Source organism: Telluribacter humicola (assembly GCF_017355935.1).
Lineage (GTDB): Bacteria > Bacteroidota > Bacteroidia > Cytophagales > Spirosomataceae > Telluribacter > Telluribacter humicola.
In genome coordinates this window covers 204,802-216,784 of the sequence record NZ_JAFIQT010000005.1, presented here as the reverse complement: position 1 = coordinate 216,784, position 11,983 = coordinate 204,802, and the positions used below count along the sequence as shown (strand labels likewise).

11 protein-coding genes are annotated in these 11,983 nt (G+C 42.4%); 7 read left to right on the top strand and 4 right to left on the bottom strand.

The features are described 5' to 3' along the window. Positions 1–146 precede the first annotated feature (146 nt). The 4 genes from JUB14_RS20460 to JUB14_RS20445 all read left to right on the top strand — a co-directional run bounded on the left by JUB14_RS20460 (position 147) and on the right by JUB14_RS20445 (position 4,830). Positions 147–1,184, top strand: coding sequence for a potassium channel family protein (locus JUB14_RS20460; protein WP_207508684.1), 1,038 nt, complete (start codon positions 147–149; stop codon positions 1,182–1,184). A gap of 131 nt (positions 1,185–1,315) precedes the next feature. Further along, a complete protein-coding gene (locus tag JUB14_RS20455) occupies positions 1,316–1,696 on the top strand; it encodes an SPW repeat protein (RefSeq protein ID WP_207508683.1) in 381 nt (126 codons plus the stop codon). Between the two features lie 223 nt (positions 1,697–1,919). After that, the gene (locus JUB14_RS20450) at positions 1,920–2,480 is read left to right on the top strand and encodes a MarR family winged helix-turn-helix transcriptional regulator (RefSeq protein WP_207508682.1); all 561 of its coding nucleotides are present in this window, start codon (positions 1,920–1,922) and stop codon (positions 2,478–2,480) included. Then, a complete protein-coding gene (locus JUB14_RS20445) occupies positions 2,413–4,830 on the top strand; it encodes a TonB-dependent receptor (RefSeq protein ID WP_207508681.1) in 2,418 nt (805 codons plus the stop codon). Before JUB14_RS20450 ends, JUB14_RS20445 begins: the two co-directional genes overlap by 68 nt. A 306-nt stretch (positions 4,831–5,136) precedes the next feature. On the opposite strand, the gene JUB14_RS20440 is transcribed toward JUB14_RS20445, so the two are convergent. Beyond that, on the bottom strand, positions 5,137–5,457 hold the full coding sequence (locus JUB14_RS20440) for a carboxymuconolactone decarboxylase family protein (protein ID WP_207508680.1): 321 nt from the start codon (positions 5,455–5,457) through the stop codon (positions 5,137–5,139). A gap of 479 nt (positions 5,458–5,936) precedes the next feature. Here JUB14_RS20440 and JUB14_RS20435 point away from each other — a divergent pair, with 479 nt between their 5' ends. Beyond that, positions 5,937–6,467 (top strand): GNAT family N-acetyltransferase, encoded by a 531-nt coding sequence (locus JUB14_RS20435; protein ID WP_207508679.1) that lies wholly within the window; start codon positions 5,937–5,939, stop codon positions 6,465–6,467. A 329-nt stretch (positions 6,468–6,796) separates the two neighbouring features. Continuing rightward, on the top strand, positions 6,797–7,114 hold the full coding sequence (locus JUB14_RS20430; protein ID WP_207508678.1) for a 2-dehydropantoate 2-reductase N-terminal domain-containing protein: 318 nt from the start codon (positions 6,797–6,799) through the stop codon (positions 7,112–7,114). On the opposite strand, the gene JUB14_RS20425 is transcribed toward JUB14_RS20430, so the two are convergent. Further along, complete coding sequence (locus JUB14_RS20425) at positions 7,094–7,561, bottom strand: helix-turn-helix domain-containing protein (protein ID WP_207508677.1); 468 nt, start codon at positions 7,559–7,561, stop codon at positions 7,094–7,096. The two genes, JUB14_RS20430 and JUB14_RS20425, sit on opposite strands and share 21 nt — an antisense overlap. A gap of 555 nt (positions 7,562–8,116) precedes the next feature. Beyond that, on the bottom strand, positions 8,117–8,590 hold the full coding sequence (locus JUB14_RS20420) for a nuclear transport factor 2 family protein (RefSeq protein ID WP_207508676.1): 474 nt from the start codon (positions 8,588–8,590) through the stop codon (positions 8,117–8,119). A gap of 469 nt (positions 8,591–9,059) precedes the next feature. On the opposite strand from JUB14_RS20420, the gene JUB14_RS20415 reads away from it, so the two are divergent. Then, entirely contained in the window at positions 9,060–10,583 is a 1,524-nt protein-coding gene (locus JUB14_RS20415) for a DUF4394 domain-containing protein (RefSeq protein WP_207508675.1), read from the top strand. 284 nt (positions 10,584–10,867) lie between these two features. On the opposite strand, the gene JUB14_RS20410 is transcribed toward JUB14_RS20415, so the two are convergent. Then, positions 10,868–11,983 (bottom strand): endo-1,4-beta-xylanase, encoded by a 1,116-nt coding sequence (locus JUB14_RS20410; protein WP_207508674.1) that lies wholly within the window; start codon positions 11,981–11,983, stop codon positions 10,868–10,870.

Sequence of the window (11,983 nt, the reverse complement as noted above, 5' to 3'; positions counted from 1 at the left end):
GGTCAGGTTGAGTAGGTATAATACTCCACCAAAAAGGCTGCGTAGCAAATCATGTGGATGATTATCTGGCTTTTACTCAAGTCAATCGGGATAACAATCAAGTTTAGACAGGGTTAATAATAAGTAAAAATCAAAATCGCTGACTGATGCTAGTTGCTATTACCGGAATCATACTGTTGTTGATTATTTTATCCGATGTTATCACTACCACCCTCTCCTTACAGGGGGGCGGCTGGCTTACCAAATGGATGATGCGGGGAGGATGGTTAGCCGCACTATATATATCGGGAAACAATGGTCGATCAAGGTTTTTGGATCATGTTGGCTATGTACTTCTGCTATCGATGCAGTTATTCTGGGTACTGGGTTTATGGTCAAGCTTTGTACTTATACTCCTTTCTGATAATGATAGTATTGTAAATAGTACTACACAGCTTTCGGTATCATTCTGGGATAAAGTATACTATGCTGGCTATACCATCAGTTCACTTGGCAATGGAGAGTTCCAGCCTGGTACGATCAGGTGGCGGATGGTAGCTTCATTTTACTCATTTATCGGCATTATCATGATTACTTTATCGATCACGTATCTGGTACCTGTCCTTTCCGCAGTACTGAATAAGAATAAGTTAAGTATATATATCAGAAGCATGGGGTATACACCCGCCCAGATTATTCTGAATAGTTGGGATGGGCAAAACTTTAATCGCTTGATTGACCATTGTGCAACTGTGGCCCCGCTTCTTATAGATCATGAACAGAACCATAGAGCCTATCCTGTCATTCACTATTTTCATTCTTCTTTGCCAAGGCATGCTGTTACTTTACGACTAGCCACCCTTTTCGAAGCTATTATTATACTGAAGTACTTTGTACGGGAAGATGTAAAGCCTGACATGAATGACCTGGCACCTATTCTTACGGCTTATGAAAATTATGTAGAATTATCGAAAGATGGCTCCAGGACTACCTTAGATGGAGCTTTTATTCATCCATTGATAGATGCAGAGCTATTAGATAGTGATTTACTCAATAGTGGGGATATAAAAATTACTCGTATCAGTGAAAATGATAATAATCAACGGAAGGCTTTATACCGGCTTGTAGAAGAAGATGGATGGAAATGGAGCGAGTTAGGTAAACAAACAGAAGTTAAATCAAAAAGTAATTACCCCTCAGTATAAGATGAAAGAGGTTATTCTTATTCAAATTTGCTTTTAGTTTATAGCTGCTAAATGGTCTGGCACAGTAATTTAAGATGTATTAGTAATTGAGTTTTATATAAATACATTTAGAACCTTAAAGTAGAAGAGCTATGCGATTTATAAGCACAAAGGCCCACGGGGCACTGGACTACCTGACTGGTATACTGCTGATCGCTTCGCCTTGGTTATTTGGATTCAACTTTGGAGATGAAGCACAGTGGGTAGCGATTATATCAGGTGCCGCTTTATTAGTATTATCAATAATGACTGATTATGAAGCGGGAGTAATGAAGAATATCAGTATGTCAACTCACTTAACTATGGACGTGTTGATGGGTATATTCCTGGCCGCGTCACCCTGGTTGTTTGGTTTTGCTGATTATGTGTATTTGCCACACCTGATCATTGGTATTATGGAAATCGGTGCTGGTCTGATGACTGAGCGAACACCTTACCACAGCCACGGTATGACCCATAGTCACAATCATTAATAGCGTACTTGTAATTAATGATAAGTTGATTTGCTAAAAGCCTCAAACCATACATGATTTGAGGCTTTTCTTTATGATATGCTTAATGATCTATCTATCGTCTTTTCTAATCCTGCCTGAATTCAGTCTACCATTTGTACGGTACTGGTGCCATTCATCAAAAACGATTATAAGGTCTATGATATATCATATACTTTTGAATTGTTCCTAGACTCCCAATTATATGTTATCAAGAATTCTCTTTTACAGCATTGACAAAGCGATAAAGCGGTATCGGCAGTTTGCGCAGGCTAACATTGATCGGGCTGGATTTGCTATCACGATAGACCAGTGGCTGGTACTGAATGTAATTCAGGAAAAACCTGACTCTACGCAAATAGAAATAGCGGAGCGCACCTTCAAAGATCAGGCATCCATAGCCCGTATTATCAACCTTTTGATACAAAGAGCCCTGATAGCTATTGAAAAGCATCCCTTTGATCGTAGAAGAAGCCGGATGATCGTAACTGCTGAAGGGAAAAGAACGCTTGAAGATATGATGCCAACTATAAAGGATAATCGGGCCGTCGCGCTACGAGGAATTACAGAGGAAGAAATTGCGCAACTTCAGTACCTGCTTGAAAAAATTTTTAATAATTGTACAAATCAAATATGCCATGAAGAACAACTACCTAACCAATCAACTATTTTGCTACCGATGGATACTGGCCTTGACAATGCTATTGGCAAGCCAGTTGAAAGTGCTGAGCCAGCCCGTACAATATATAACGGGGAGAGTCAATGACGCTAATGGTGCTCCTGTTGAGTTTGCAACGGTAACCTTACACCGTGCCGTTGATTCGTTAGTAGTAAAGAGTGAGTACACCGGGCAACAGGGAGACTTCAGAATAGCAGCTGTACCACAGGGTAACTACTTTGTGCAGGTTTCTATGGTAGGGTACGAGCGGTATACTTCTGCTCCTGTAGTAGTTCCTGCAAGTACCGCACAGGAATCAGGTATTGCGGGTGTAGTTACGCTACCCGTTATTTCATTGGTATCCTCGGTGAGTACTAATCTGAAAGAAGTAACCGTACAAACACGAAAACAACTATTTGAGCGGGAGTCGGATCGTATTATTGTCAATATCGAAGGAAGTCCACTGGCAGCTGGCGCAACTTCTCTGGAAGTACTGGCTCGCTCACCCGGTATTACCATTGACCAGAACGACAACATCAGCATGCGTGGTAGACAGGGCGTATTAGTACTGTTAGATGGTAAGCTAATACCTATGACCGGAACCGAACTGGGGAATATGCTGCGCTCAATGCCGGCAGAGCAGCTCGAAAAGATTGAGCTAATTACGAACCCACCAGCCAAGTATGAAGCGGCCGGAAGTGCTGGTATTATTTCTATCAAAACAAAAAAAGATACGCGCCTGGGTACTAATGGTAGTGTTAACCTCAGCTACGGACGGGGGCAGTTCGGACGGTTTACATCTGGAGTTACTTTGAACAACCGCCAGAAAAAAATCAACCTGTTCGGAAGCTACAACTATACCAACCGATCCGGATTCTCAATACTGGACCTGCATCGGGACTTCTACATTAACAGCAGTCTGGTGGGTAGCAGTAAGCAGTACAACTACCAGGAAATGCCCATGCAATCCCATACATTCAGAGGAGGAATTGACTATACTATTACCAAATCTACCCTATTGGGGCTAACTGTAAGTGGACTGGCTAATGATATAGATGTGAATGGAACGAATGACACCCGGACATTCAATGCTCAGGGAAGTCCCGAAGCAATTTATTCATCTGATAATGTACGCGCCTTCACTTCACCTAACATGGCGGTGAATATGAATCTCAAGCAGACTGTGGGTAAAGGGGGAGAACTAACCTCAGATCTAGATTATGCCCGCTACAGCAGTAAGCGATTGCAGAACCTGACAACCCGGTTTAGCCTGGGTGGTCCGGCTTCACCACTGGTACTTCAGGGCGATCAGACGGGACTGCTTACGATAAAGTCATTCAAGGCAGACTACACAAAGTCACTACCAAAACAAACCCGATTGGAAGCTGGGGCAAAATTAAGTTGGGTACATTCGGATAATGATGTTTTATTCACCAATATAGTAGAAGGTCGTACCCTGATTGATTCGGGCAAAACCAATCACTTTATCTACGACGAGAACATCATAGCTGGGTACATCAACCTTAACCGGAAGTTCAAAAAAACGACCCTGCAACTGGGATTGCGCGGGGAGCAAACAAATACTACCGGGTTACAGGCAATAGGGGAGGAAGGATTTGATCGTCACTACTTCCAGTTTTTCCCAAGCGCTTCTTTTAAGCATAGTCTCACGGATAAGCACGAGCTAAGCATGTCGATGAGCCGCCGGATCGACCGCCCTTCGTACAATCAGCTCAATCCTTTTCGGTCTTATATAGATGCTACAACCTACGGAGCAGGTAATCCTTCGTTACTACCTCAGTTGAGTTACAATATGGAAGCGGCCTATACTTTCAGACAAAAATATACCGCTTCATTCAGCTATAATGTTACCAGTAAGCCCATGATTAGTGTAGTACAGCCTGCTCCCGACGGTGACCGGCTGGTGGTATCAACATTCCGCAACCTGACCCGTCAGGATTACTATGGCATTACACTAACAGCTCCCGTTGAGCCTGCCAAGTGGTGGCGGATGTACAACAATGTGGTCGGTTACTATAATGTATTTATTGGGGATCTGGCAGGTACGAGTCTGAACGCGGGACTTCCTGCTTTCTCACTGAGTAGCAACAGTACCTTTACTCTTGGCAAGGGCTGGTCTGCTGACTTGAACGCAACCTATCAATCAAGAGAGTTGTACGGCTTCCTGCGTGTGAGACCACTTGGACAGTTAACGGGTGGATTCCAGAAGAATATGTTAGGTAAAAAGGGTACGTTACGGATAAACTTTACGGATATATTCTATACAAACCGGGTTAGAGCTACCTCAACGTATAGCAACTATGTAGAGCGATTCAATCAGCGCCAGGATTCACGTGTGGGTACAGTATCATTTATTTACCGGTTCGGCCGGGAAACGGTGCCGCCTTCTCGTCGAAATCAGGGTGGGGCAGAGGAAGAAAAACGTAGAGCAAGTTAGTAACATGAAAGTTTACTGATTAGTGAGAGGATGGGGATATTAAAAATCTTCCATCCTTTATTTTTCATTATTAAACAGTTTAATGAAGCTTTTTTGTACATGCATTGTAAATATATCTAGATGGCGTTGATTATATAAATTATAATATTATAACGTTCTTATCGCGTTTATATAACATATAAAATATCTTTCTTTATCTCAATTAGGCTATTATCATATACATTTGATATACTCTAATTAGTAACTTGTAAAAGTTAACAAACATATAGATATTTATATAGTCACTAGTTAGCTTTATTAGCTTCCTTAAAAAAGACGCATTGCAAGTAGACCATTTCCAACTGCACCACCCGCACGAAGCGCTGCGGATATGAATACAGTTTCTGCAATCTCTTCGCGAGTTGCCCCGGCTTCTACAGCATTGTTGATGTGGGACTCTATACAATAGGCACATTGAGTGGTCAAGGCAACAGCAACCGAGATCAGTTCACGGTACTTGGCAGGTATGGCACCGTCATTTCGTTCGGCTGTATGTTTGAGATTCATAAATGCAGCTGCCTCTTTTGGGGCTGAATTAATAAGTGTCTCGGTATACTTGCGGTCTTTGGGGGATTGGTATTCTGCCATGGGAGTATTTGAAAGGATAAGTTTTTAATTTATTGTACCACCCATAAAGCAGGATTCCAGGTGGTGCTAATACAAGGTAAGAAATGATAATATATATACCTGTTTATAGAGTCCGCATCTCAACATGTTAACATAACTTGGATAACTGGATAGTTCATATATTCTCACATGAAGTGCACCTGGTTCAAGCTTTTGTATATAAGATGCTGCGATCTATCTCCCGACCTGTTTCGGTACTAAGCTTACCTTTACCCGTTCAAGATGAAAATGTTATCACCTACTTACTAGGCTGTAAATTCATAAGGATTATATACTTCCGATAAGTCTTAATTATCAGAAGTAATAATTTATTTAAATCCGTGATCTTTGTTATCGTTTTTGTATGATCAATCACTGATTATCAGAAAGTAGCTATAGGCTAGGGTATGGGCAGAATGGTTAATGTCTAGTGTTAATAAAAGTAATTAATACGAATATCCATGTTTCAACATACTACTGAAAGGATAGTCATTTCTCCATTCACAATGGATGACGGACTTTTCATCCTGGAGTTGCTCAATACAGCTTCCTGGCTTCAATACATTGGTGACAGAGGAGTCAAAAATCTAAAGGATGCACAAAACTACCTAAGTACCGGACCAATCAGGAGCTATGAGCAGTTCGGCTTTGGATTATATAAGGTAAGCCTTCTGTCAAGCCAGCCAATAGGGATGTGCGGACTTATCAAAAGGCCAGAATTGGAAACTCCAGACATCGGATTTGCATTATTACCTACATATGAAGGTCAAGGCTACGCATATGAAGCAGCTAGTGCGGTGATGGGTTTTGCAATGAATTCATTACGATTACCCGCTATTTGCGGGATAACAACTTCCGAAAATCCAGCTTCTGCCAAACTACTGCAAAAGCTAGGGCTGAAATTTAACAGCTACCTCACTTTACATCCAGAAGGTCCTGAATTGATGTTGTTTCTTAGGGAGCTTCATCCTGAAAAGGCTGGTGCACCCTGAATAAATAGGCATTGTTTTGACAGAGGCATATTGCAATAGAGTATTAATCAATACCGGGATGTTAGACTTTTATCTGGTACTTACTAGCTGACCAAAACAGTAGCGAACAAGAGTATTGACAATGTGAGAGTACCTGTTTAGTTCTGCCTCAATGGGACTATAGATGGGTATTCGGTAGTACTAACCTATATCTTTCAGCAAAGCTATGCTGCATTAACTCTGAAAAAAATCACTAATATTGGCTCCAGTACCAAGCTGGATCTGACTACCAAATCCTTGTACCTGATAGAAGATAAAAATATCTGTCTTTTAGATTAACTATAACCACAATGAAAAGAATAGGTATCATCGGTATAGGTGGAATAGGAGGCTTTATTGGTGCCCCGTTGGTTAATTACTACAGCCAAACAGATGGAGTGGAGATTGTCTTTATCTGCAGAGGCGAGACATTAAAGAGCATTAGTAGCAGAGGACTGATTCTGAAAGCAGCTGAAAAAGAAATTGTAGCTCACCCTGTACTTGTCAGTGATGATGCCAAACACATCGGAAAGCTTGATGCGGTATTTATAACTACTAAACCCTGTTCACACCTACGCATGCCTAGACCATATAAAAGCATAAATGTCTCAATTACCCCTAAACTGTGAGGGAGTTAGACTCGCGTATTTTTTAAAGAAAGTATTGAAGTGTGTAGGACTCTCAAAACCAAGGGTATAAGCGATTTCAGAAACATTCCAGGGACTATGTTTGAGTAAGATCTTAGCCTCTTTAAATAGACGCTGCATGATCAGTTCAGAAGTAGTACTCTGCATCACATCCTTTACCGACTTGTTCAAATGGTTAACGTGAACCGCCAGCTGATTAGCAAAGTCGGATGGGGACCGTATCTGAACCCGGTCATCATTCCCCTCTATGAGAAACTGCTTTTCTAATAGCTCAATAAAAAGAGTAGCAATTCTGGAGGAGGCATTCTGCTTTTCCTGGATGATAGACTCACTCGGCCGCATTTTAAGGGTACTGTGGATCAGCTGAAAGACAAGGTTCTTAAGTACATCATCTTTGAATTCAAAATCGGTATCCAGTTCCTCAATCATTTGCTTAAAAATGGAGGAAATGGTACAGACTTCGGTTGAATTCAATTCATAAACTGGGAAACCTCCCGATTTGAAAACAGGATACTCTTTCAACCGGCCATAATTAGTAAAAAAACTTTCTGAGAAGATACAACTGAATCCCTTTTGTTCTGATTCAAGCGCCTCCCAATTATAGGATATTAGAGGATTAGCGAAAAGTAGAGTGTAATCATTTATTTCGAAACTTCTGTCAGCATAATAAATTCTGCTTTTCCCTTTAGTCAGACATATCTTAAAATAATCTTTCCGGTTAAATACAACGGGCAATGCCTGGTCTGCATTCTGTTCTTCAATCCTGAAAACATTCAAATGCCCTTTTCCCCGTACCAGGTCAGCCGGTTTTGGTAAAGATCTTTCGCTATAAAATTCTTCCAGTGTTTGCAGCTTCGTCATTATGAAACTAAGATAATCCCACAGATTAGTAAAAGTAGAAGCCATAAATTTAAATGAAAATGTGTAGCGTTTCCTAATAGACAAGCAATCATAAAAAGCCAGCACCATCCAAAGATGCTGGCTTTATTCACCAACTTCATATTCGGCTGTTGCCGCGAGAAATTTATCAAGTGGTGCATTCATCGCTTCGAAGGCAGTAAGCGGGTTCCAGAAGTCCACGTTTTTTAAGATTTTTCCTTCAGGTGTAGTTGTCACCACGGAAATGTATTTCTGCAGGTAGGGCTTGCCTGTAGAGATAGCGTAACCATTTCTTGTAAACTCCGCATTTACAAGAGTCGGCTCTTCAGTAGCATGGAAATGCAGATTCTCTAATTCTTCCTTAAAATGTTCAGGGAAGTTTTTCATGTAATCAAATAGGTCCTTTTTGCCACTTACACTCGATAGAAAATCTGTACCCTTAGTTGCATACGGGAATTCAAGAACTCCATCCTCTGTAAAAAGATCCACCCACTCCTCAATACGACCCGTAGAAAGAAATTCCAGGTGATTATTAAAAGCTTGTTGTCCTAGTGCTTTGATGTTTTCTGATGTTTTCATAGTGTTTCTTTTTTGATTTTTAAAATTGTTTCCTGGTATGACACCTGCTGATTAGCGGTGTTTTTTGATGGAACAAAGGTAGGGTACCTAAGCAGGGCCAGGTTACCATAAATCAAAGAGAAACCTATCAAAATCAAATCAATGCTACCCTTTATATCATTAGGGCCTCAAAAGTACTGGGGTGAAATCTGGTAGTGGAAATAGCTTTATTAAGCATATAACACATATAAGTATCATCCACTTTGTTGATAGCATACAAATGGCTTGGTATAAGTTCTTTCACTATCACTATCTAATTACAGTCTACTCTGCCTGAAATTCTTTTAACTGTATTTGAATACGTTAACATACGCCTGGTCAAAACACTGGTAAAATTCTAAAACATTTTTTTCAATACTCAAATCCAAAAAGAATCCATTCTCGTAGTTAGGACGAAATGTCTTCCAACATAACTTCTAACTTGTTCACAATGAAATTCGCTCTAAAAAAATGGTTCTTACCACTCGTGGTACTTGTTTCAGGATCCTTCCTTCTATCCTGCGAAGATCACCGCCTGCCTCCCGCTTCACCCGAGCTACCTGACCAAATTTTTTATGCCCTAACTGATGATAATCAGTTGTTTGAACTGAATGTCAAAAATACTGCTTCACCGCTTCGAACTGTCTCAATTACAGGTCTCCAATCCGGTGAAAAGCTGCTGGGCATTGATTTTCGTCCGGCTACCGGTCAACTTTACGGCGTAGGCAGTACCAGCCGTTTGTATCATATCAATCTCAAGTCAGGAGCAGCTACGGCCCTGAGTACTGAACCATTTACACCCGCCATAGAAGGCACGATGGTTGGTTTCGATTTCAATCCTACGGTTGATCGGATCAGACTTGTGACCAATACTACCCAGAATTTGCGGCTGCACCCCGAAACGGGCGCAGTGGCAGCTACAGATGGTAACCTTAATGGCTATCCCAATCCCATAATAGCTTCTGTGGCTTATACTAACAGCTTTGCTGGCTCAATGACTACCCAACTATATGACATTGACGCTACAACTGATAAACTCTATCTGCAGGATCCTCCTAACGCAGGAGGCTTAAAAGAGATAGGCACGCTGGGGCTAGACATCACCGCAACGGGTGGATTTGACATTTCTGCCGACAACAACTATGGCATCGCATCTGTGCAAGTTGACGGTAAATGGGAACTGGACTATGTTGACTTAACGACTGGAAAATTACAGAAGTTAGGAGATTTGCCTTCAGGTACTATTAAAGGAATCGCTATCCCTACCCGACCTGTAGCGTATGTAGTCGATGGAACTAATACATTGCATATTTTCAACCCCAAAGCTTTTCCGCTTACCACCCTCACCAGACCTATCATGTTACCAACCGGGGTAATGATCGAAGGAATTGACTTCCGGCCGGCTAATGGCCAGCTTCATGCACTTGGTAGTAACGGTATATTATACACTATAAATTTATCTAATGGAGCCGCCACGGTGCTATCCACATTGAGCGTACCTCTTAATGGTACCAGTTTCGGGGTAGATTTCAATCCGGTCGCTGATCGCCTTCGGATCGTGAGTAACACCCGCCAGAACCTTCGGGTGAATGTCATGACGGGAGCAACCATTGAGGACGGTATGCTAACACCTGCCAATGGTATGCCTACACCATTTATTAACGGAGCTGCTTACACGAATAGTTTTGCCGGAGCTACCTCAACCGTACTGTATGACATCGACAGCCAGTCAAGCAAACTATTTAAGCAGGACCCTCCCAATGCGGGAGGCCTGCAGGAAATCGGGAGCTTGGGAATCTCGGTGGAAGCCGCTAATGGCTTCGACATAGGAGGTACTACTGGCGATGCCTATGCTTTCCTGACTACCACCAGCGGAACGGGCTTTTACAAAATTAGCCTGATGACTGGTAGTACTTCCCAAATTGGTAGCCTTCCCGTTGGAGTAAAAGGCTTTGCCCTCGGGTTTGGGCTTTGACATTTTTTGAGCCATATAAAAAAGCGGGAGGAAACGTTTCCTCCCGCTTTTTTATATGTACAGTATCAGACTCAAATCGAGTGCTCTTTGCCGTCAAGGTAGATTGTAGCATCGAAGCGAAAATAAGTTATCGGGCTTAATCAACACAATCCAGATTCATTTACAACTTCACTCTGAACTGCCTGTGCCTGATTAAAACAGTAGCAAACTGTGGCAAGCAGAGACAAGAATGAATACTTATGACCATAGTACTTTGAAGTGACAACGGTTAATTACAGTACCTGTCAATTCTTAAGCGCAACAACCTTATAAAAGGCAGACTTGGGTTTGTTATTCCGGTCGAACAGCAACGGATAGTTGGTCCGGCCGCGAATGGGCCAGTTGTTCAGCCAGGTATTTCCATCGTTTATGCCCCAGAACGTGACGCGGGTGACTTTGTCTTTATGCTTCAAAAAAAGCTTAAACAGAGATTCGTAATCAGCTGCCAATTGTTGTTGCACCCCATCTGGAAGGCCAGCGGTGTAGGGGTTCGACTGTTCATTGGCGGTCATCCGCTGGCTTACTTCGGCCCCCTGAAAATTGCGGGGCAGTACTTCAATGTCCAGTTCTGTAAACATGACCTTCAAGCCCAGAGCCGCGTACTGCAGAATACTTTCCTCTATCGCTTTTAAGGGTACCCGCCCTACGTGCCAGTGCCCCTGAATGCCCACGCCATCTATGCGAACTCCGGCCGCCTGAATCTTTTTTATTAAAGCTATGCAGCCTGCCCTTTTGGCTGGTTGCTCGTTGTTGTAGTCATTGTAATACAGCTCCGTGTTGGGGGCCGCCTGTTGTGCCAACCGAAATGCCTCGGTTACGTAATCGTCTCCAAGGTAATCCAGAAAGACGGTCTTTCGCATGGTACCGTCTTCATTGAGTGCTTCATTGACAACGTCCCATGAAAAAACCTTTCCATCAAAGCGTCCGGCCACCGTTTTGATATGGTCGTTGAAGAACGTCCGGACTGAATCTGCACTCTTCATGCCGCGCATAAACGGCGGTAACTGACTGTGCCAGATCAGTGTATGCCCGTTGATCAGTATGTTATGCTTTTTTCCGAACTGGACCAGCTTGTCCGCCGGTTCGAAGTTGTATGTGTCCCACTTCGGATGGATAAGCGCCGATTTCATGATATTCTCGGGCGTAGCCATGTTGAACTGGCGCACAATGAACTGGGTCATTTGCGGGTCACGTTCTTCGAATTGGGCGTTATTGAGCGCGGTACCTATTCCGAAATCGTTTTTGAAAGTATCTTTTAATGAAGGAATTGTTTGCCCGTACGTGGTACCCGGCAGCAATGCCAAGCCAGCCAGTAAAAGTCCGGCCATACAGGTGGCGACTACTTGTTTTATTTGAATCAT